14 protein-coding genes are annotated in these 21,974 nt (G+C 72.1%); 5 read left to right on the top strand and 9 right to left on the bottom strand.

Annotated elements, in window-relative coordinates; genetic code table 11:
- The first annotated feature begins 89 nt into the window (after window positions 1-89).
- Both OG272_RS43420 and OG272_RS43415 read left to right on the top strand, forming a co-directional pair.
- Window positions 90-3,596: a tetratricopeptide repeat protein gene (locus OG272_RS43420; RefSeq protein ID WP_405895839.1), complete on the top strand. Its 3,507-nt coding sequence runs from the start codon at window positions 90-92 to the stop codon at window positions 3,594-3,596.
- Window positions 3,597-3,651: 55 nt separating this feature from the next.
- Window positions 3,652-7,458 carry a tetratricopeptide repeat protein gene (locus OG272_RS43415; RefSeq protein ID WP_405895838.1) on the top strand — a complete coding sequence of 1,269 codons (3,807 nt, stop codon included), beginning with the start codon at window positions 3,652-3,654 and terminating at the stop codon, window positions 7,456-7,458.
- A gap of 41 nt (window positions 7,459-7,499) precedes the next feature.
- Here the strand turns inward: OG272_RS43415 and fxsT are convergent, their stop codons facing one another.
- The 5 genes from fxsT to OG272_RS43390 form a co-directional block, all read right to left on the bottom strand.
- Window positions 7,500-10,598, bottom strand: coding sequence for an FxSxx-COOH system tetratricopeptide repeat protein (fxsT, locus tag OG272_RS43410; RefSeq protein WP_405895837.1), 3,099 nt, complete (start codon window positions 10,596-10,598; stop codon window positions 7,500-7,502).
- Window positions 10,568-10,975 carry a hypothetical protein gene (locus tag OG272_RS43405; RefSeq protein WP_405895836.1) on the bottom strand — a complete coding sequence of 136 codons (408 nt, stop codon included), beginning with the start codon at window positions 10,973-10,975 and terminating at the stop codon, window positions 10,568-10,570. The genes fxsT and OG272_RS43405 overlap by 31 nt, the downstream gene beginning before the upstream one ends.
- The gene (locus OG272_RS43400) at window positions 10,968-11,201 is read right to left on the bottom strand and encodes a hypothetical protein (RefSeq protein ID WP_326574250.1); all 234 of its coding nucleotides are present in this window, start codon (window positions 11,199-11,201) and stop codon (window positions 10,968-10,970) included. The genes OG272_RS43405 and OG272_RS43400 overlap by 8 nt, the downstream gene beginning before the upstream one ends.
- A 76-nt stretch (window positions 11,202-11,277) precedes the next feature.
- Complete coding sequence (locus tag OG272_RS43395) at window positions 11,278-11,739, bottom strand: hypothetical protein (protein WP_326574251.1); 462 nt, start codon at window positions 11,737-11,739, stop codon at window positions 11,278-11,280.
- A 186-nt stretch (window positions 11,740-11,925) separates the two neighbouring features.
- Complete coding sequence (locus OG272_RS43390) at window positions 11,926-12,543, bottom strand: nuclear transport factor 2 family protein (RefSeq protein ID WP_326574252.1); 618 nt, start codon at window positions 12,541-12,543, stop codon at window positions 11,926-11,928.
- 238 nt (window positions 12,544-12,781) lie between these two features.
- On the opposite strand from OG272_RS43390, the gene OG272_RS43385 reads away from it, so the two are divergent.
- The 3 genes from OG272_RS43385 to OG272_RS43375 all read left to right on the top strand — a co-directional run bounded on the left by OG272_RS43385 (window position 12,782) and on the right by OG272_RS43375 (window position 16,102).
- Entirely contained in the window at window positions 12,782-13,705 is a 924-nt protein-coding gene (locus tag OG272_RS43385; RefSeq protein WP_328224531.1) for a LysR family transcriptional regulator, read from the top strand.
- A 304-nt stretch (window positions 13,706-14,009) separates the two neighbouring features.
- The gene (locus OG272_RS43380; protein ID WP_326574254.1) at window positions 14,010-15,101 is read left to right on the top strand and encodes an aromatic ring-hydroxylating dioxygenase subunit alpha; all 1,092 of its coding nucleotides are present in this window, start codon (window positions 14,010-14,012) and stop codon (window positions 15,099-15,101) included.
- Window positions 15,098-16,102 carry a PDR/VanB family oxidoreductase gene (locus tag OG272_RS43375; protein WP_327726571.1) on the top strand — a complete coding sequence of 335 codons (1,005 nt, stop codon included), beginning with the start codon at window positions 15,098-15,100 and terminating at the stop codon, window positions 16,100-16,102. Before OG272_RS43380 ends, OG272_RS43375 begins: the two co-directional genes overlap by 4 nt.
- A 28-nt stretch (window positions 16,103-16,130) precedes the next feature.
- On the opposite strand, the gene OG272_RS43370 is transcribed toward OG272_RS43375, so the two are convergent.
- From OG272_RS43370 to OG272_RS43355, 4 genes are all read right to left on the bottom strand, one after another.
- Entirely contained in the window at window positions 16,131-18,368 is a 2,238-nt protein-coding gene (locus tag OG272_RS43370; protein WP_405895835.1) for a SpoIIE family protein phosphatase, read from the bottom strand.
- A 213-nt stretch (window positions 18,369-18,581) separates the two neighbouring features.
- Window positions 18,582-19,802, bottom strand: a complete 1,221-nt coding sequence (locus OG272_RS43365) for an FAD-dependent monooxygenase (protein ID WP_328224528.1) — start codon at window positions 19,800-19,802, stop codon at window positions 18,582-18,584.
- Window positions 19,799-20,752 (bottom strand): dioxygenase, encoded by a 954-nt coding sequence (locus tag OG272_RS43360; RefSeq protein ID WP_328224527.1) that lies wholly within the window; start codon window positions 20,750-20,752, stop codon window positions 19,799-19,801. The genes OG272_RS43365 and OG272_RS43360 overlap by 4 nt, the downstream gene beginning before the upstream one ends.
- Window positions 20,752-21,891: a maleylacetate reductase gene (locus tag OG272_RS43355; RefSeq protein ID WP_405896130.1), complete on the bottom strand. Its 1,140-nt coding sequence runs from the start codon at window positions 21,889-21,891 to the stop codon at window positions 20,752-20,754. Before OG272_RS43355 ends, OG272_RS43360 begins: the two co-directional genes overlap by 1 nt.
- Window positions 21,892-21,974: the final 83 nt, after the last annotated feature.

The raw sequence follows: 21,974 nt of genomic DNA, 5'->3' as shown, positions 1-21,974 counted from the left end.
CCGCGCCTGTGAAGCCCACAATGGGTGGGAGTGTCCGCACGGACCCCGGCGACGCTCCGCACCGTCCTGCCGGGTCGAGGAGTCGATCTGTGAACCAAGAGCACAAGCGCGAAGCGCGTGCCGGTGCCCCGGTGAACCACCGTCTGTCCGTACGGAACGCGGACGTCACCCTGTGGGCCGGCGAGAGGGCGGTCGCCCACGCGCCGCGAACGGCCCCGCACTTCCCGCTGGTGGAGACGGCACGGGCCGTGGCCCGGCTCCATGAGCGGTCACGAGAGGCCCTGGACCCCGAACGGATCGCCGAGGCCGTCCAGTTGACCGACCGGATGGGGCAGCTGCTCGCCGAACGGGCCGGGAACGCCGTGTGCCGGGCCCTGTCCGACGCGGCGCGGGACGCGGTCCAGCGGGGAGAGACGCTGTCGCTCGCGCTGGACGTCGAGCCGGGACCGCTCGCCGGACTGCCCTGGGAGACGCTGCTCCTGCCCGGCGCATCGGCCCCCCTCGCCCTGCACCCCGTCATCCGCCCTTTTCGCACCGGCCCCGGCGACGCGGTCCCCCCTCGGGTGGCCGCCCCGGGCACGGCGCGCCCGCTGCGGCTGGTGGCGCTGCTGGCCGGTCCCTCCTCCGCGCACACGCCACAGGAGGGGCTGCTCGACCTGGAGGCCGAGACGGCCCGCCTGGCTGCCGCGGTGACCGGCTCCGCCACCCCGGTCGACCTGCGGCTGCTCAGTTCCGGCAGCCTGGACGCTCTCGCCGCGGCCCTGAAGGAAGCGCCCGCGGACCTCGTCCACATCGTCTGCCACGCCCGCCCGGGACACCTCCGGCTGGAGACCGTCGACGGGGCTCCGGCCCCGGTCACGGCCGAAGACCTGTACCGCGTGGTGTCCGCGGCCGGTCCGTCGGCGCTGTTGGTCCTGGCCGGCTGCTCGACGGCCTCCGCGCGACGCCTGCCGGGCCAGGACGGCGGCGGCACGGCCTTCCTGCCCGGAATGGCCGAGCAACTGGCCGCCTCCGGAATACCCGCGGTCGTCGCCATGTCCGCACCAGTCCGGGACGTGTACGCCGGCGAGCTGACAGCCGCCTTCTACACCGGCCTCGCCGCCGGGAGCGGCCCGCTCCAAGCCCTGCACTCCGCACGGGTCGCCCTTGAGGGGACCCGGCAGGAGACGGGTGGTGACGCCGCCCTTCCCGAGTGGCACATCCCAGTCCTGTACGCCGCCGCCCGCACGGCGCCCGTGTCCGACGTACGGACCGGAGAGACGGGGGACGTCCGGGACGCACGGCACAGCCGCAGGAGCCCGGCGACGACGCCTGCCGTACGGCCGCCGCTGGCCCTGCCCCTCGGCACGTTCGTGGGGCGCCGGCCCCAGCTGCGGATCGCCGCGCGCGCCCTGGGGACGGACGGGGCGGGGCTGGTCGTCCACGGCGTCGGCGGAGGCGGAAAGTCCGCCTTCGTCGGGGAGTTGCTGCGCTTCCACGCGGCCGACCGTCCCGTCGCGCTGGTGCGGGGCAGGACGGATGTCGAGGAGATCCTGCACGCGATCACGGCCGTGCTGCCCGGGGCGGTGGACGGGACCGGCCCCCTCACCGAGGCCCGACGACCGTGGCGGGACCGGCTGCGCGAACTCGCCCGCGCGGCGGCCGACCCCGACACCCCGGCGCCCGTCCTGGTGCTGGACGAGTTCGAGGCCAACCTCGCCCCCGGCACGGGCGGGGCCGGGGGCCTCACCGACCCGGAACTCGGCGCGTTCCTGGAGGCGTGGGCGGACCTCGACACGAGGACCCACGTACTCGTCACCTCCCGCCACCCACTCCCGCCCGCACGACAAGGCGCGGCACGGCTGCCGCACCTGGCCCTGCCACCGCTGACGTCGGCCGAGACGGACCTGCTCCGCCTCAGACTCCCGCAGACCCGGCGGCTGCCGCGGAGCGAATGGCACCGGTTCAAGGAAGCCGTGGGCGGCCATCCCCGCGCCTACGGCTATCTGGACGCCCTGCTCGGACGGACCTCCGTCACCGACACCGATCTGGCTCACCGGCTCCAGCGGCTGACCGGCGGCATCGACGCCACCCGGGCCCGGGTCGCGGGGCGTACGCGCAGCGCCCTGCGGGAGGCGTTACGGATCACCGCCGCCGACACCCTGCTCGGCGAACTCGTCGCCACCCTCGACGCCGGTTCCCGGACCCTGCTCACGTACGCGGCGGTCCACCGCTCGCCCGTACCGCAGCGGGCGTTCACGGACGCCGAGGACGTCGCGGACGCCCTCGACGAGCTGGTCTCCGCCGGTCTCCTGGCCCCGGACGGCGTCGGACGGGACGGCGAGCCCCTGTGGTCGGTACACCGCTGGACCGCGGCCGAACTCGCCGCGCTGGACGCCCGGTCGGCACGCTCCGGCCACGAACGGGCCGCGATCCACTGGGCGGACGTCCTCGACCGGCAGACACTGCCCCAACGGGAACGCGTCCACGCCGGGTTCGAGGCGATCGACCACCACGAGGCCTGCGACCGGCCCGCGGAAGCCGCGCAGGTGGCCCAGCGCGTGTGCCGGCTGCTGCACGCGGTGGGTCACTGGACCGCCGAGGAACAGCTGTGCCGGCGCGTGCTGGACTGGGTCGAACCCGGCTCCGAGCAGGCGGCACAGGCCCATCGACAGCTCGGTCTGGTCGCCCGCGACCGGGGACTGATGCACGAGGCACGGGAACACCTGGAGCGTGCGCTGACGGTGAGCGACGCGGCCGGTGACCTCCTGGGGATCGCCTTCGCCGAGCACCAGCTCGGCTCGGTGCTCCACGAACTCGGCGACTACGCCGACACCGAGAGACGCTACCGCCGGGCCTTCGACGTGTTCCAGGGTCTCGGGCTCAACCGGGACGCCGCCGCGTCCCGCTACCAACTGGCCATGCTGGACGAGTACCGAGGGAACGCGGCCCGGGCCCGGGCCGGCTACGAAGAGGCCCTGGCGGCCTTCGAACGGGCCGGCGACACCGGTGCCGTCGTCGCCTGTCTGCGCAGCCTGGCCTACGTCGCCCAGGACGCCCACGACGTGACCACCGCGATGGCGCACTGCCGCACGGCGGCCGGCCTGTGCCGGGACACCGGCGACGAGATGCAGGAGATGGAGATCCGCAACCAGGTCGGCACCCTGCACGTGGTCGCCGGCGAACTCGACGAAGCCCACACCGAATTCGACGCGGCGCTGCGCATCGCCACCGCTCGCGGCGCCACCGAGGAGATCGCCCGTTCCCACCAGCACCTGGGCATCTGCGCGGAGCGTCAAGGCTCTCTCGACATCGCGGAGGACCATGTGCGGGCCGCGCTGGACCTCAACACGCAACTGCGCAGGGTGGTCGGCCAGGCGCAGTGTCTGACCCGGCTCGCCACCCTCGACCGCAAACGCGGCCGTCCGCTCGCGGGGCTGGCCAAAGCCCGGGAGGCGCTCGCCCTGTTCCGCCGCACCGACGAGACACGCGACCGGCCCGACACCTATCGCGTCATCGGCGACTGCTTCCAGGACCTGGGCCGTCCCGCGGCGGCCGCCCGCTACCACTCCCGCGGCCCCCGGGAACCCGCGGGAACGCCGCTCACAGCCGGATGAGCCGACGCGATACGCCGCGCACCGTGTCGTGGACGCCCCCAACCCCGAGGGAACGATGACAGTGAGGTCCGAGGCCGGCCCGAACTCCACCGCACGACCGAACTCCGCCACGCGACCGAACTCCGCTGCGCGACCGGTCTCCGTCCTGGTGACCGTGACCCGCGGGGAGACGGCCGTGTCGGTCGACGGCACCCCCGTCGTCGCCCATGAGCATCGCGGGCTCACCCGCGCCGTGCAGGAGCGACTGTGGAGGCTCACCCGGTCCCGGGCCGGGCGCCCGTCGCTGACCAGGTTCGATCCGGCCACGAGCAGGACCACCCCCGTGTCCACCGCGTCCCGGTACGCCGTGCACGCGTTGGGCATCGCGATCGGAGAGGCGTTCTTCGGCGGGCCGGCCGGCGAAGCCGTCGCCCGCGCGCTGGACGGGAGCGGTCCCGAGCAGCCCGTGTGGATCGGAATCGCCGTGTCCGTACCGGAGTTCGCCGGGATTCCGTGGGAGACCGTGCTGCTGCCCGGGGCACCGACACCGCTCGCGATGTCGCCCCGGGTCCGGTTCTACCGCGCGCCGACGGGCCGGCCGGGGCCCGTACACGAACCCGCCGGGGCGGACGGCCTGCGGATCCTGGCCGCCTTCGCGGACCCGCTCGACGACCTGGAGGGGCCCGCGTTGGACCTGGAGGCGGACGCACGGCGGATCGTCGGCGCCGTCGAGGCCGGGGTGCGGCAACGGCACATCGACGTCGAGATGATCGACGGGCCCGACACGCTCACCGAGATCCGGCGGGCGATCCGGCGCCGGCCCTGCGACATCCTGCACCTGTCGTGCCATGCGCGAGCGGACGCACTGCTGCTGGAGGACGGCCGGGGCCGCACCCGCCCGGTCACCGCGCGGGACCTGGCCGACGCCTTCCCGGCCGACGGCGCGCCCCGGCTCGTGGTGCTGGCGGGCTGCTCCACGGGAGCCGGACGCCCCTCGGACGGCCCGGCACGGACCTCGGCCGACCACGAGGAACGGCTCACCGGACTCGCCGCCGAGCTCGTCGCGGCCGGCGTACGGTGCGTACTGGCCATGACCGCGGCGGTGAGCGACAGTTACGCCGCCGCCTTCTGCGCCGAGGTGTACGCCGTCCTCGGCCGACCGCGCCCGCGGGACGGCGTCGCGGACGTACAGGCCGTCCTCGACGCCGTCGCCGAGGCCCGGCATCGGCTGGAGAAGCGGCGCCCGGAGGACCACGGCAGCCCGACCGACCTGTGCGAATGGCCGACTCCGGCCCTGTTCCTCGGCGTGCCGCCCCTCCCCGCGAAACCCCGGCCGACGCCCCGGGACACCGTGCTTCGCCCCGGGCCGGCGACGCCCCCGAACCCACGGCGGGACGTACAGCCGGTGGCCCGCCGTGCCGTCCTGCGTCATCTGATGCGGCTCTGGGACGACGGCGGTGCGGGGCTGGTCGTGCACGGGCTCGCCGGGGTGGGCAAGTCGACGCTCGTCACGCAGTTCCTCCAGCGCCTCGCGCCCCGTGCCGAGGACGTGGTGCGGATCGGGGGTGCGGCGGACGCGTCCGTCCTGGCCGGGGCGCGCCGGCGGGTGGCCGAGGCCCCGCCCGGCGGGGCGCCGCTGATCGTGGTCGTCGACGACGTGGAGACCGAACCGGAACCCGGCCACCCGTACGCCCGGTGCGTCGACCCCCTGCTGGCCCGGCAGTTGGCCGACTGGGCCGACCGGCCGGACCGGTGCCGTCTGATCATCACCGGTCGGCACCGGCTGCGGCTGCCGACACGGACCGGCCGCGCGACGGCGACTTTCCACCTCGGCCCCTTGTCACCGGCCGAGTCGAGGCTCCTCATCGGCCGACTGCCCGGCCTGAGCCGGCTCCCCGACAAGGCCGTGCCGCTGATCCTCACCGAGATCGGCGGCCACCCCGCCGGCCTCGGCCTCCTGGACGCGCTGGTGCGCGGCGCCGCGCCGGTCCTCCCCGGGCTGGACGCCCGGCTGTCCGACTGGCTGGCCGCCGAGGGCCGTTCCCGCGCGGCGGCCCGTTCCCGCGGACTGGGTGCCGCGATCCGCTCGACGCGCCGGCTCCTGGCCCGCGACACCGGGGCGGACAGACTGCTGAGGGACCTCACGCCCGCGCAGTACACGGCCCTCGTCTCGCTCTCGGTCCACCGTCACCCCGTACATCCGGACGACCTCGCGGCCTCCCCCGGGACCGGAACCGCCCCGACACGCGAGACGCTCGCGGTACTGGAGAGCCAGGGCCTGCTGTCGTCCACCGCCGCCACCGACGCGGACACAGACACAGACACCGAACCGTCCTACTTCGTCTGCCGTTGGCTGGCCACGCTGCTCACCGGGTCCGAGCCGCCGGATCGGCTGGCCGCGGCCCATGAGCGGGCCGCACACCACTGGCTGGAGATCCAGCGGCAGAAGGGTGACACCCCCAGGATCGTGCGCGATCTGACCGAGAGCAGACACCACTTCCGGCAAGCGGGCCTGATCGACGACGCGTTCGCGATGACCGCCGCGTTGGTCGACCGGCTGCGGCCCACAGGCGCCTTCACCGAGATGGAGCGTCTGGCGCGGGAATCCCTGGAGTGGACACCGCTGACGGACCACGCCACCGCCGTCCTGCACGACGCGTTGGGCTGCGCCGCCCAGGACACCGGACGTTTCACCGAGGCCAGGAGCCATCGGGAGCGGGCACTTGAGCTGTTCACCCGAGCCGGTCTCGACCAGGAGGCCGCGACCGCCGACATCGAACTGGGCACGCTGGAAGAGGCGATGGGAGAGTACCCGGCCGCCAAGGAGCGCTACGAACGTGCGCTGGTGGCCTTCACCGGGTTCGACGACCTGGAGGAGGTGAAGCGCGCTCGGCATTATCTGGGCAGTGTGGCGATCTTCACGGGGGACACGGCCGCGGCCCGAGGGCACTACGAGGCGCTTCTCGACCTGGAGGCCTCCCGGCCCGACGAGGAGAGCCCGGCGGGTACGGCCGCCGCCCTGCACCAACTCGGCGTGGTGGAACACAACTGCGGCCGACTGGACGAGGCCGACGGCCACTACCGGCGCGCGCTGGCCGTGCACGAACAGCTCGGCGACCGGACGGCGATGGCCTCCGGCTACCTCCAACTCGCGCTGCTGGCACGGGAACAGGGCGACCTCGCGGAGGCGACCGCACTGTGCCGGCGCGCCATGCGCATCGGCGACGAGGTGGGCGACGTGGCCGGAACCGCGGCCGGTGAACACCTGCTGGGAATGATCGCCGCCGACGCCGGCGAACCCGAGCAGGCACGGGCCCACTACGAACGGGCACTGGCCTTTCTGACCCTGGCGGGCGACCGCGCGGCGGTGGGCACCGTCCACCACCAACTGGGCGTACTGGCTCAGGGCACGGGCGACATCGACCGGGCCCGGGACCTGTACCTACGGGCCCTCACCGTCGCCGAGGAGTGCGGGGACCGGTACGGCGCGGGCCGTTCCCGCCACCAGCTCGGACTGCTGGCCGCCATCGAGGACGACGCGGCCGGTGCGGTGTCCTGGCATCAACAGGCCCTGGAGACCTTCGAGGCGATCGAGGACCATGACGGCCAGGCGAGGGCCCTGTCCGCGCTCAGTGAACGGGAGCGGCTCGGGGGAAGCCCCGAGACCGCCTTCGGCCTGGCCCTGCGCGGTTTCGTCGCGGGGCTGGAGTGCGGACCGCAGACACCGGTGGCCACGATGGCGCTGTACGAACTCTCGGATGTGGCACGGGACTTGGGGGACCCCCGGTTCCGGGAACTACTCTCGGCGTCGGTCGAGTCCTCGGCGGCGGACGCTCTCGTCGAAGCCGTGCGCACGGCACACGAACTCGGCGACCAGGGCTGAGACGACGCCCTGCGCGCGTCCGGTCGGCGCGCCGCCCCGGTTCAGGCGGTACGGGTGGCCAGCAGCGCCAGCCGGCGCCGGATCGCCCGCTCCAGCTCACGGGCCCCGTCGATGTCACCGGCGGACCGGAGCTCCGCCGCGTGGACGGACGCCGTACGCAGGGTGTCGAGGTGCGACTCGCCCAGCAGGCGCAGCCGTCGCCGGTAGGTGTCCTCGATCAGCCGGGCGGACTCCTCTCCTTCGCCCGTACGGCGCAGACTCACCGCCAGCCAGTGGGCGTAGCGCAGGGTGTCGGGATGGTCCTGCCCCAGGACGGTCAGCGCACGACCGTGGGCGTCCCTCAGGAGAACGACCGCCGCCGCGTCGTCCCCGTGGCCGCCGAGGGCACGGGCGTAGCTGCAGGCGGACTGCAGTACGTCGGGGTGATGAGGGCCCAGGACCGTTCTGCGCCGCCGGTAGGTGTCCTCGTGCAGGTTCCTGGCTTCCGTGAGCGCCCCGGCGTCCCTGAGGCCGACCGCGTATCCGTGGGCCGCACGAAGGGTTTCGGGGTGGTCGTTGCCGAGGATCCGCGCCAGTCCCAGGTACGCGCCGCGGTGGGTGTCCCGGGCCTCGACGTCGTGGCCGGCACCCCGCAGGACGAGGGCCAGGTTGTACAGCGACAGCAGGGTGTCCCGGTGGTCCCCTCCGAGCAGCTCGGTACGGCGGGCCACCACGTCTCGCTGGAGCCGCAGGGCGTGGTCGCCGTCGTCGCTGTACAGCCCGGTGGTGTGGGAGACGAGGGTGATCAGGTCCGCCGCGAGGTTGTGCTCGGCGGTGAGGGTCTCGGCGTCCTGGGCGCCCGACCGGCGGGTGCGATGCTCAAGGACACGTCGGTCCAGTTCCACCGCCGTACGGTGGCCGCCGAGTTGGACGTGGGCGCGGGCCAGGTGCTCCGTGGCGGACACCGTGATGTCCGCCTCGGCCCCGTACTCGGTGCGCCAGCGTTCGATCGCGGCCAGGACGAGTTCCCGGGCGGTCCGGGCGTCGCCGCTGACGGTGAGGAAGTGGACCATCCGCAGGAACATCCGGTGACACGCGGGATCCGTGGCGGCGGGGAGGTCGAGTTCGAGGACGTGGGGCAGCAGCACCGCGTACGTCCGCCAGGTGCCGGGGTCCCGGGGATCGCCCGGATCGGTGGCCGACAGTATTCTCCGCGCCGCCGAACGGTCCATGTCCGCCTCGGGAGCCCATTCCTCACGGACGAGCCTGCGGAACAACTGGTGCATGTGGAGGTCACCGCGGTCGACCTGCACCAGGCCGGCCCGGGACGCGGCTATCACCAGGTCGGACAGCCGGTCAGGCGCCTGTGCGACGGCGCCGCGCAGTACGGGGGGCAGCAGCTCGGCGGCCTCGTCGAGGAGCGAGAACGGCAGCGGAGCGGTCGCGAAACAGGCCGTCAGCCGGACGAGACGAGCCGCGTCGGGTTCCCGCTCCTGGAGCCGGTCGACGGCGATCCGCACGACGGCGGCCAGGGAGGCGGGATAGACGTCCTCGTCGAGCCCGCGTGCCAGGGTGTCCTTGGCGTGTTTCTCGATGAGCGCGACGTATCCGTCCGCGCTCATCGGCGAGCCCTCCAGCTGCTGCGCGGCCTGGTCCACGGCGAGCGGCAGATCGCCCAGCACGGAGGCGACACGGTCGGCGTCGGGCACGGAGAGCTGTTCGACCCTGCGGGTGAGCAGAAGTGTGGACTGGGCGCGGTCGAAGTCACCGAGCCGGTGCTGGTGCCCGATCTGGGACCAGAGCGGGTTGCGTGAGGTGATCAGTACGGTGAAGCGCGACCCGGGTCGTGGGAGGTGGCGGCGGACGGCCGAGGGCCGGTCGGCGTCGTCGAAGACGACGAGCCAGCTGCCCATACGGCCCAGAGCCGCCACGACGGCATCGGCCCCGGCGGCGGCTTCGGCCTCGACACCGCAGAGCCGCGCCAGGTCGGAGAACACCTGGGACAGCAGTTCCTCGCGCTGGGCCGGCAGCCAGGCGACGAAGTCGTACGCGCCGCCGTGCCGGTCCAGGTACGCGAGGGCGAGCTGCGACTTGCCGGTACCGGGCGGTCCGGTGATGATCACCGGCTGTTCCCGCTGAGCGAGGAGTCGGCCGACGGCGGTCAGTTCCCGCTCGCGGGCCACGTGGTACCCGAGGGGGGCGGTGGGCCGTTCGGTCCGCCAGAACACCACAGGGGGGCCGGGCTCGGTAGCGATGTGGCGGGTGCCCCGCGAACCGACGGTGGTGGGTCCGGCAGGCCGCTCGGTGCGCCGCTCGTCCTGGTGACCGAGGTACGCCCCTGCCGCGCGCGCGGCGAGTTCGAAGAACCACTGTCTGTCCTCCGGGCGGAGCCGGGCGCGCCCGCTGAAGACGAGTGCGCAGGCGAGGTGGGCCAGGAGCCGGTGGCTCTTCCATTCCGCGTACAGCCCGCGGCCGTTGTTCTCGACCCAGCCCTTCTCCGCCTCGTGAATCGAGCGGATCACCTCGCGCAGACCGACGCGGACGTCGTGCCCCGGATGCCCGTCGGGGTCGATGAGATACCGGGCGAGGTCGGTGCGGACCTCGGGGGCCCGTTCCTTGGCCAACTGCGAGGCCACGATGGAGAGAACGAAGTGGGCGGGGTCGCACACCAGGGGCGCGTCATCGCTGAACCTCGACAGATCGATGAACCGGTGGGCGTCCGCGGCCCGCCCGGGCCGATGGCGGCACACCACGTTGCCCGGGTGCAGATCGCCGTGTCCCAGGCCCGCCAGCAGCGACAGGGTTTCGTCGCCGGCCATACGGGGCCCGGTCACCAGGGCGAAGGGATTGGGGAAGAGGCGGGACTCACCGGGCAGCGCGAGGTACGGGCGCGGATTCTCCAACAGACCGGGGTCGTGACGCGCCCAGGTGTGAAGTGTTCCGCCCTCCTCGATACGGGGACCGAGCAGCCCCGTGAGCACGTCCGAGACGGTTCCCCGGTGAAAGCCCAGGGTCTGTGGCGTGTTCCACTCGTTCAGGACCGACTCGACGACCCGCCCGCAGAGCGCGGCGATCGCGGGGCCGCCCACGGTCTCGGACTCCATCAGCGCGGACAACGACCGGTAGTCCGTCAGACTGCCGCCCGCGATCTCCTGGAACATGATCCAGCCGTTGCCGCCGAGGGGTTGGGGCGGATAGTCGGGCAACTGCCGTGCGAGACGGCGCTCGACGAAGTAGGGGTCGACAACTCTTCGGCGCGTGCGTGGCGTTGGGGTTCACGGACCGACGAGGCGCGGGGTGGCAGCACCTTGACGACGAGCTTGCGGGCGTCGGTGAGCCGCCCTTCGTGACGGCGTCGGGCGTAGACCGCGAAGACCTGGGCGCCGGAGTTCCCGGCGTCCTCCCAGCCCGCGTAGGACAGCACGGTCCCGGTCCTGGCCAGCCACGCCTCCAGCGTGCGGCGGGCCTCGGGGTCCCGTACCCGCCGCGGCACGTCGCTCCGCTCCGGTACGGGCGGTTCGCCGGACGCCTCAGTCACTGCCGGGCGGTGGCGTCACGGAATCGGTCTCCGGATCCTCCCGCATGGCGCTTCCGGCGTCGTCGCCGGGCAGGCCGAGGTGGACGGTCCACCGGGATCCGTCGAACACCTCCACCTCGCCCTCGTCGCCGAATCTGAAGTCACCGGTCTCCGGTTCGGGCTCGTCCTCGCCCACCGCACCGCCCCCCATCCGCAGCCCTTCCGTCAGGTAACTCTTCGCCCTCACACCGGGGTTGCTTCAGGCTATCGGCGCCGTCCCCGCGGCGCGGGCGGAAGACCCGGTATTCACCCGCCCTCGTGGATCAGGAGACCTGGAGGGAGGCCGCGTCGATGAACTCCTCCACCGCGTTCCGGGTCATGGAGCCGATGTTCTTGAGCTCCTCCAGGTCACCCGCCTCGTCGATGCGCGTCGCGAGGGTCATCGCCGTCTTGCCCAGTTCCACCAGGTCGCGTTCGCCCGCCGCGACCAGACGGACTCGGTAGAGCGCGTACCACGCCTGCGCCCTGTGCTGATGGGACTCGTACCGGGCCTCTTCGTAGGAGGGGCTGTCGTAGTCGTCCTGACGACGGCGCCAGCGCCGGTACTGGGACATCCTGAACTCCATCACCGTACGGGCGAACTCGGCGTAGGCCGTGATCCTTTCCTGCCGCAGCCGTTCGGCGGCGACGATCTTCTCGCTCCGGTCGGCACGCCTGTTCTGCTGCCTGTTCGTCACGACGACGCCGAGCAAGGTTCCCGCCACCGCTATCAGCGCTGCCAGCATGCTCTCCACAACCAGCAAGTGAACCAACGACAACTGCGTTGATCAAGACCGCGATCCCACCGGGCGTCATGCGACCGGCACGCAGTCGTCCCTCGGCCGGTCCTCCCTCGGCCGACTGCTCGTTGCGGCCCATCGCCTCTTGCCCAGGCCGAGGGCCCGCTCCAGAGCCCGGAAGAGCGCGACGCGTCAGTGAGGATCGCCCGGAGTGGCCGAGCCGGCCAGCCATTTCGCGCCTTCCTCGTAGAGGCGCTGCACGACGTCACCCGTCAGGCCCGGCAGCCCGGTCTTCACCGTGAAGCCCGCCTTGGTCTGCAGGTACCCGAGATGGCGGTAGCCGACGGGGAAACGGCCCAGCAACTCCCGGTCCAGGCTGAGCGTCGCGGACGGATCGACGAGGTCGAGACGGTCCTTCTCGTAGACGGGCTGCCGACGCACGATCTTCCACGCGCCCTCGTGACGCGCGCAGAAGTCGTAGAAGCGCCCGGTGCAGACGACATCGACCTCGACCCCATCCACCTCGGCCCGTTGGTTGATGGTCATCTTGGTCTGGGCGACGGCCCGGTCGCCCACGACGTCGGCGGTGTGTCCGCCGAGGAAGTGCAGGATGCTGACGCCGTTGTCGAAGCCCTCCCGGCTGACGGCGATGAAGTCCGTCGCAGGCCCCTGGAACCACGTGGCCGTCATCCAGCCGTCGAGGGGATGCCACACGGTGGCGAACCGTTCCCAGTCGCCGGCGTCGCGCCACAGTGCCCAGTTCTCGACGAGCCGGCGGAGCTCGTGCTGATCTGTCTCGGTTGTCGGCATGAGAGACCTCCATGGGTGTCGTACGACGGCGTCCGGATGGGATCGATCCGGGCTTGTCCGCCATCGGGTCGGCGACGAACGCAGCGGAATGTCGCCCAGGGGCTGCGTGGAGACGGCGTCGAGCAGGGCTGGAACGCCCCCGAGGCGGCGGCATCGGCCTGGGCTTGTGGACAGCCGAACGGTAGTACCTCACCGACCCTCGGTCGAATGATCCTTTCGCATGCGATATATAGATGAGGTGAATACCGAGTCCCGGCCGTCGCGCCCCATGGCCGGCCTGCATCGCGTCGATCTCAATCTGCTCCCCCTGCTCGCCGCCCTTCTCCAGCACCGCAGTGTCACGCGCGCCGCCCAGGCGGTCGGGCTGACGCAGCCGGCCATGAGCAACGCCCTGCAGCGGCTACGGCGCACGCTCGGTGACGAGCTCCTCGTCCGGGTCGGCCGGGACTATGTACTCACCACGCGTGCCGACGCGCTGATCGAACCGGTCAACCTGATTCTGGAGACCGCCACCAGCCAGGTCCTCACGCCTCCGACGTTCGATCCGGCGACATCGGGCCGCACCTTCCGCATCGCCGCGTCCAGCGCCTCGGCTCTGACGGTCCTGCCCGCCCTGAGCGCGATGGTCGCCGTGTCCGCTCCGGATGTTCGTCTCCACCTGGAGGCGCCCGCGTCGTCGATGGACCTCACCCGCGGTGAGGCGACCGCCGACGTGGCGTTGCTGCCGGACACCATGCCGACCTCGCTCCCGAGGGAACGGCTCTACGACGAGAGCTGGGTGGTGGTCGCCGACGCGAACAACGACCGCATCGGGGCGACGCTGACCGTCGATGACCTCGCCCGGCTGCCTCATGTGGTGTTCGAGTGGGAGCGAGGACGGGTCGGCGCACAGCAGGCCCTCGCCCGGATGATCCCCGATCTCATCGTGCAGGTCGTCGTCTTCGAGTTCCTGATGATCCCCTCGGTGGTGAGCGGCACGAACATGATCGCGTTGTTGCACCGCCGACTGGCTCAGCAACTGGCGCCGCGCAACGGGCTGCGCATCATGGAGCCGCCTCTCCCCCTGCCGCCCCTCGGAGTCGATCTCGTGTGGAACCCGCGCGGCGCCGGCGATCCCGGACTCGCGTGGCTGCGGGAGCAGCTGATCCGCGCAGTTCATTGACGACGGTTCATTGGCGACAGCCCATTGTCATCGGCGACAGTCCATTGACGATGTGATTGCGAATCATTTCCAGTATTCATTGGACTCATACCTCGTGGGTGCTTAGCGTGTCGGTGACCGGAGGCACCCCTCCCCCGAGGGAGCAGGTGGACACCGGCCTGGTGGCGTGACAACGAGACCGGCTCGAGCCGCGTGCCGGTCCCGTTCCCACCGCGCAGGTCGTGATCGCACGCCACCCGAATCCCCGTCGCCGCTCTCGCTCTGCGAGGGCGGCGCGTCACCAACCCGGAGGAGGAGAACCGTCATGTTCCCGCTGAATACCTGGTACGCCGCGGCATGGGACACCGAACTGGGTCGTACCCTGCTGCCGCGCACCATAGGCGAGCGCCCCCTCGTGCTCTACCGCACCACGTCCGGGGAGGCGGTGGCGCTCGCCGATGCCTGCTGGCACCGTCTCGTGCCGTTGTCGATGGGCGAGTTGCACGGTGACGACGTCGTCTGCGGCTATCACGGCCTCGCCTACGGACCGAACGGCCGCTGCACCCGGATGCCTGCCCAGGAGACCCTCAACCCGTCCGCCGCGGTCGCTTCGTACCCCGTCGTGGAGCGGCACAGGTTCGTCTGGGTCTGGCTCGGCGACCCCGCGGCGGCCGACCCCGATCTCGTCCCCGACCTGCACTGGAACGACGATCCGCAGTGGGCCGGGGACGGCGAGAGCATCGTCCTCGACTGCGACTACCGACTGGTCCTCGACAACCTCATGGACCTCACCCACGAGCAGTTCCTGCACGCCGACAGCCTCGCCAGCGACGAGCTCTCCGAGTCCGAGCCCGAGGTGGCCCACGACGACCGTTCGGTCACGCTCACCCGGTGGATGCGCGGAATCGAGGCACCCCCCTTCCTCGGCATGCAGTTGCGCCGGAAGGACCCCGACTACGAGGGGCCCGTCGACCGGTGGCAGGTCATCCACTACACCGCTCCCTCGACGATCACCATCGATGTCGGTGTCGCACCGGCCGGAACCGGTGCGCCGGAGGGCGACCGGAGCGCCGGCGTCAACGGCCGCGTGCTCAACACGGTGACACCCGCCACCGCCGGCACCTGCCACTACTTCTGGGCTTTCACCCGCGACTACCACCTCCGGGACCAGAGCCTGACCACCCTGCTCCGCCAGAACGTGTCGCACGTGTTCGGCCAGGACACCGAGATGCTCAACGCGCAGCAGCGGGCGATCGAGGCCAACCCGGGACACGAGTTCTACAACCTCAACATCGACGCCGGCGGGATGTGGGTGCGCCGGATCATCGACGCGCAGGTCGCCCGGGAACAGGGACGGGACCGCACGCCCCCGAGCCGCCTGGCCGCCGTCGCGTCCACGACGAGGGAGACGGCATGACGAGCGCCGCCGACACCTCGACACAGCCGCCCGGTTCCGGTCCGCATGGCGCCACCGCCCACACCGCGGTCGTGGTGGGACGTACCGAAATCGTGCCGGACATCGTCGAACTGGTGATGCGCCCGTCCAGACCGATTCAGTCGGTCCCTCCGGGCAGTCATCTCGACATCACCGTCCCCCTGCCGGGCGGGCCCGAGACGCGTTCGTACTCGCTGGTGGACCACGGCCGTGACGACGGGCTGCTCCGCATCGCCGTACGCCTCCAGCGGGACGGCCGCGGAGGATCGCGGTGGATGCACGGCCTTCGCCCCGGCGCGGAGATCACCTTCGCCGGCCCGATCGACGGGTTCCCGCTCAGCCCGGGGCGCCGACCGAGTGTGCTGCTCGCCGGAGGCATCGGCATCACACCCATCGTCGGGCTCGCCTCCGCCCTGCGTGCAAGGGGCGCCGACTATCGGCTCGTCTATGCCGGCCGGTCGCGCGAGCACATGGCCTTCGTCGAGGACCTGGAGCGGGAACACCACGGCAGGGTGCGGGTCGTCGAGGACATCGACGGCGACCTCGTCGACCCGGACGAGCTCGTCGCCTCCCTCGGCGACGGGGGCGTGCTGTACGTCTGCGGCCCGATGGGGCTGCTGTCGGCCGTACGGGCAGCCTGGGAACGCGCCGCCAGGCCACCCGGCGGACTCCGCTTCGAGACGTTCGGCACGAGTGGGGCCCTTCCCGCGGCACCGTTCCGCGTGGAGGTTCCCGCACGCGGGCTGAGCTTCGACGTACCCGTCGGCACGAGCCTCCTCGACGCCCTCGAAAGCGCCGGGGTGGAGATGATGTACGACTGTCGCCGAGGCGAGTGCGGCCTGTGCAGGGTCGCGATCCTCGACGTGACGGGCACGGTCGATCACCGGGACGTGTTCCTCTCGGAACATCAGCGGGCGGAGAACCGGGCGATGTGCTCCTGCGTCTCCCGCGTCGCGGGCGCCTCCCTCACCATCGACTGCTGAAAGCGACGCACCCGGCCGCCGCCTCCGGTCACTCTCCCGGCAGGGGAGGCGGCACGGGAACGCCTGTGGCTTCAGGATTCTCGGCGGCGTACGACGGCGGGAGGTCCTGCTCCGTCCAGATGCATTTGCCGTCGGAGAGATAGCGGGCGCCCCAGCGCCGGGAGAGAGCGGCGACGAGCTGCAGGCCACGTCCGCCTTCGTCGGTGTGACTGGCGTGGCGGATACGGGGGGTGGTGAGGCTGCCGTCGTAGACCTCGCAGATCAGGGAGCGGCTGCGCAGCAGACGGAGGCGGACGGGGCCCTTGGAGTGGCGGACCACGTTGCCGACCAGCTCGCTCGCCAGCAGCTCCGTGGTCAGCGTGAGATCGTCCAGTCCCCAGGCGCTCAGCTGTCGGCGGATGTAGTCCCGGGCCTGCCCGGCCGACCGGGGATCCTCCGGGAGGATGCAGGAAGCGACATCCCGGGCCGGGGTGCACCGGATGTGGACGACGAGCAGGCCGGCGTCGTCATTCGTCTGTTCGTGGTCGGGCAGCAGAGCCGACACGATCTTGTCGCACAACTCCTCCAGACATCGGACGTCGTCGTCCTCGTCGGTGGCCTCGAAACAGGTGGTGTCGGCCGTGGCACGGGAGACCACCTGGCGCAGTTGGGCCAGTCCCTCGTCGGTGTCCCGGGTGGCGGATTCGACGAGACCGTCGGTGCACAGGACGAGAAAGCTCCCGTCGGGCAGATGCAGCTGGTGCGTCTCGAAGGGCGGCCTACCGGCGCCCAGGGGCGGGTCCGGATCGACGTCGGGGCTGTGGACGGTGCCGTCGGGCTGGACGACGACCGGCGGGGGGTGGCCGGCGAGGGAGTACGAGCACGTGCGCGCGACAGGGTCGAAGACGGCGTAGAGGCATGTGGCGTAGAAGTCCTCGCCGAGGTCGGAGACCAGGTCGTCGAGACGGCTGAACAGCTCGTCGGGGGGCATCTCCAGGTCGGCGAGGGTGCGTACCGCCGTGCGCAGTCGGCCCATCGTGGCCGCCTCGGTGATGCCGTGGCCCATGACGTCGCCGATCACCATCGCGACCCGGTCGGCGGACAGGGGAATCAGGTCGTACCAGTCACCGCCCACCTCCTCGCCCCGGCCCGCGGGCAGGTACCGGGCGGCGGCGCGGGCGGCGGGCAGGCGGGGCAGCGTCCTCGGCAGCAGGCCGCGCTGCAGTTCCCGGGCTCGGGCGTGCTCCATGTCGTACAGACGGGCCCGCTCCAGCGACTGACCGACCAGACCGCTCAGAGCCGTCAGCAAGGAGCGCTCGTCGTCGCTGAAGGAGCGTGGCTCGCTGAAGGACACCACGCACAGGCCGATGACCCGTCCCGAGGCCATCATGGGCAAGAAGGCCCACGCCTCCTTCGGAGAGGCGTCGTTCAGACGCCTCAGCGTCGGATAGCGCCCGGCGATCTCCGCTCTCGACTCGATGAACAGAGGAGTACGCGTCCGCACCGCGTCCTGGATCGGGGTATGGGCGCCGAGCGTGATCCCGTCGACCATGCTGAGGTACTCCTGCGGATACCCGGCAGCGCCGACGACTGTCAGGCGGTCCCCTTCGAGCACCTGGAATATCAGCCCGTCGGCGCCGAAGGGAGCGAGGACGAACTCGGCGACGGCCCGCACGACGTCACGCGAGGTGACGGCCTCGGCGAGTGCGGCCGTCAGCTCCCCCATGCGTACTGATCGTGATCGCCCGGCGCCTGCCTCCGGGCCGGAGGCGGGCGAGGTCCCGGTCCCACCGCCCAGGCGCGAACCGGCCCACCCGGCCAACGCGCGCAGCAGGGACCGTTGGGTTTCGTCGGGCTCACCGGGTTCTGCCGTGAGCACGGACAGCACACCGGCCGGCCCGTCGGCGCCGGGAAGGGGTACGGCCGCCGTGCCGGACGCGCCGACGCCCAGGCTGTCTCCCGCGACGCTGACGAACGCACGACGCCGTACGGCGAGCGCGGGCGCCACATCCTGCTGGTCGAGCAGATCCGCCCACACTGCCGCGCGTTCCCGGGCGAGCCCGCCGGCCGCGACCAGGCGGAGCCGGCCGGCCGCACCGTCGTGCCGGTGCACCATGGCACCCAGGCCGCCCAGACAGGTCGTCGCGTGTTCGAGGACGACGTCCAGTGTCTTCGTGTCCCGCTCCCCGCCGCCCCAGATGTCGTCGCCCGGGGCCCACGGGAAGACGGGCCGGAGCCGCTCGGACTGCTCGGGGCCCCTCGCGGGTTCACCCTTCTCAGCCGTCACCGCACCTCCTGCCCGACTACGGACGCGCCCCGGCGATACCACCACTCTCGGAAGGAATCGCCCATACCATCATAATGACGGTGAGGCTGGCGCTCGTGCCGGTGCTCGTGACGGTGACGGCGCGGCTGGTGCTCGTGACGGTGACGGTGCGGCTGGTGCTCATGCCGGCCGCGGCCGGTTTCCGCCCACGATGACAGCGGCCGGGACGTGCGCTCAGGGCGTCGTCAGTGCCTCGCGCGCGGTCAGCTCCGCGTCGTGCCCATAGATCCACCCGTTGTGCGCGAAGGGGTCCGCGTTCGCGAACGACGCGTCCCTGGCCCGCTGGGCCGGCCCGTCGGGCAGGTGGTTGCTCTCCGCCCTGCCGCGGCTCAGCTGCTGCACCCGGGTGGCGCGCGGGCGGCGGATGTCCTCGTAGCGGCGCAGCGCGGCAGCCGGGTCTTCCGGCCGGTCGCCGAGGCACCCTGCCAGAACGGCGGCGTCCTCCATCGCCTGCGCCGCTCCCTGCGCGAAGAAGGGGAACATCGGGTGCGCCGCGTCTCCCAGCAGCGCGACGGGCCCATGGGTCCAGCGGGGCAGCGGGTCCCGGTCGAGCAGCGCCCACCGCCCGACGCGTTCCGCGGCCGCGAGCAGCGCCCCCAGATCGTCCGACCACCCGGCGAACTCGGCGCGGAGGTCCTCGATCCGCGCCTGCGCCGACCACGACTCCGTCGTCCAGTCGTGCGCCGGCCCGAAGGCGACGATGTTGATCTGCGTGCCCGCGGAGATCGGGTAGTGGACCAGGTGGCGATCGGGGCCCAGCCAGAGCGTCTGGACCGGACGGCGCGCGAAGGCCGGTGCGAGCTGGGCCGGTACGAGGCATCGCCAGGCACAGATGCCCGAGAGCCGCGGTGCTCCCGCTTCGGCCACGTAGCGGCCCACCGTGGTGTGGACGCCGTCGGCGCCGACCACGACATCGGCGAACTCCCGTGATCCGTCGGTGAAGGTCAGTTCGACGCCGTCGTCCATCCGGTGGAGGCCGGCGAGCCGCATCCCCAGGCGCAGTGACGGCTCGGGGACCGCCGCGCGCACCGCGTCGAGCAGATCGGCGCGGTGCGCGACGTAACTCTGCTCGCCGAAGCGCCGCTCGCATTCCTCGCCGAGATCCTGCGAGAACAGCACCCGCCCGTTCTCCCAGCGCCGGAACTCCCACCCGACCCGCAGCGGCACCGCGCGCTCGCGAAAACGGTCCAGCCGGCCGAGGCTGCGCAGCAGTCGCACCGCGTTGGGGGAGACGACGAGGCCGGCACCGACCTCGGTCAGCGCGGGCGCCTGCTCGTACACGGTCGCTTCGATCCCGGCGCGGTGCAGGAACGCCGCGGTGGCCAGACCGCCGATTCCTCCGCCGACCACGGCCACGCGCGGGCCCGGCGCGGATCTCTTGCCCTGGCTGGTCATTCACTGGCTCCTTCGGTGGAAACGACGCCCGGCCCCGCGGTGTGCGCGGGCGCGAGGACGATGTCGAAGCGGACGCTGGACCAGGCACGGTCCGCGAGATCGCGTCCGTCGGGGGCGGGGGTGCCCGCAGGGTGCTCCACGAAGTCGTGGATGAGCGATTCCTTGACACCGAACACGGCGTCACGGGTGAGGAGTTCGTCGCCGCGGACGAAGATGTGGGTGATCAGCGTTCGCTTTCCCCCGGCCCGGACGTCGAAGTGCAGGTGCGAGGCGCGCATGGGGGAACGGCCGACGGAGGCGAGCAGCGCGCCGACGGGGCCGTCGTGCGGGATGGGGTACGGGGTCGGGGTGATCGCCCAGAACCGATAGTGGCCGTTGTCGTCGGCGACGAGGTGACCCCGTGCCGCCACGCGGTCGTCGTCGTACTGCACGTCGTAGAAGCCGTCCTCGTCGGCTTCCCACACCTCGATGCGTGCCCCCGGGACGGGTGCGCCGTCGGTGCCGGTGACCGTGCCCTCGACCCAGCACGGCTGTCCGGCGGCGCCGAAGGAGATGTCCCCGCCCAGGGGGATCCCGGGCGAGCCCTCGACGAAGAACGGGCCGAGCACCGTCGCCTCGGTCGCGTTGGCGTAGGCCTCGTTGTTGATCGCGATCGTCTGCATGGACGCCCCGAGGACATCCGACAGCAGGATGAACTCCTGCCGTTTGTCGTCGGTGATGTGTCCGGCCGCGGTGAGGAACTCGATGGCGGACGCCCACTCCCCCTCGGTCAGGCGCACCTCGCGCAGGAACGCGTGCAGGTGCCGGGTCAGCGCCTGCATCATCTGCTTCAGCCGTGGGTCCTCGGCCGTCTCGAACGAGGCCACGACCTGCTCGACCAGGGCCTGCTCACGCGCCTGCTGGTCAGCGGCCGCCTGTGCGCCGGCGTCGCCGCTCTGCCCACTCATCATCAGTCCTCCTTGCCATCGGTCATCGTGCTCGGGTCCGTGCCGGCCCACGCCGAACGCAGCAGGCGCCGGAGATCGTGGGCCGTCACCGGACGGGGATTGCTGTCCGGGACCACGTCCAGGACCGCCTGCACGGCGTTGTCGGCATCGGCCTCCTCCAGCCCGTAGTCGCGCAGTGCCTTCGGCGCGTCCACGTCGTGCCGCAGCCGCTGCAGGCCTTCGATCGCCGACTCCGCGCCGAACGCGGCCGCGATCCGTTGCTCGGCTTCCGGGGCGGCGGATGCGTTGAACGCCAGTACGTACGGCAGCACCACCGCGTGGGTCTGGGCGTGCGGCAGGTCGTACATGCCGCCCAGGACATGGCAGATCTTGTGGTGCAGCCCCGAACCCGCGGACGAGAACGCCACCGCCGACAGATAGGTCCCGTACAGCGTCCGCTCGCGGCCCCACAGACCTGCCGGGTCGGTGACCACCGCGGGCAGTCCGGTCGCCAGCGCGCGGATTCCCTCTGCCGCCAGCGCACGGTCGATCGGATCCACGCGGGGGCCCCACATCGCGTCGACGCAGTGCGCCAGCGCGTTCAGCCCCGATGCGACGCTCATCGGTACCGGCAAGGACACGGTCAGGGTCGCGTCGTAGACGATGGACCGCGGCAGGACCCGCGCGTCCACACCTGTCGTCTTGCGCGCCTGCTCGGTGAGACCCCACACGCTGGTGGCCTCCGAGCCCGCGTACGTGGTGGGAACGGCCACGAGGGGCAGGTCCGTGGTCAGCGCGATCGCCTTCGCCAAGCCGGTGGTGGATCCCCCACCGACGCTGACCACGCAGTCCACGTGACCTCGGGCCGCGGCGGCGCGCGCCCGCTCGGCCACCTCCACGGGAACGTGCATGACCACCTCGCTCCACCGCAGCACGACCGGTAGACCGGCGGTGACCTGGTGCGCGAGCTCCGCCTCGGCGGCTGCCGCGATCACCATCACCCGTGCGGCGCCGAGCCGTTGCACCTCGGCCCGTACCGTCGCCGCCGCCTCGCCCGAGGCGAAACACACCCTCTGGGGCAGAGTCTCGTGCTCGAACCGCGTCGACGACCTGTAGGCCGAGTCGGCGTCATGGCCGCCGGGGGCTCGCGACGTCCCGGTCATAGGCATGTCTGACTCCTTTCATCCTTGAGCGGGACGGGCACGACGTCGCCGACCAGCGGCAGCGGCGGCTCGCTCGTCCGGCC

Source organism: Streptomyces sp. NBC_00104 (genome assembly GCF_045160825.1).
Lineage (GTDB): Bacteria > Actinomycetota > Actinomycetes > Streptomycetales > Streptomycetaceae > Streptomyces.
Note: the sequence above shows the minus strand (reverse complement) of the source record. Positions and strands in the feature narration are given on the sequence as shown.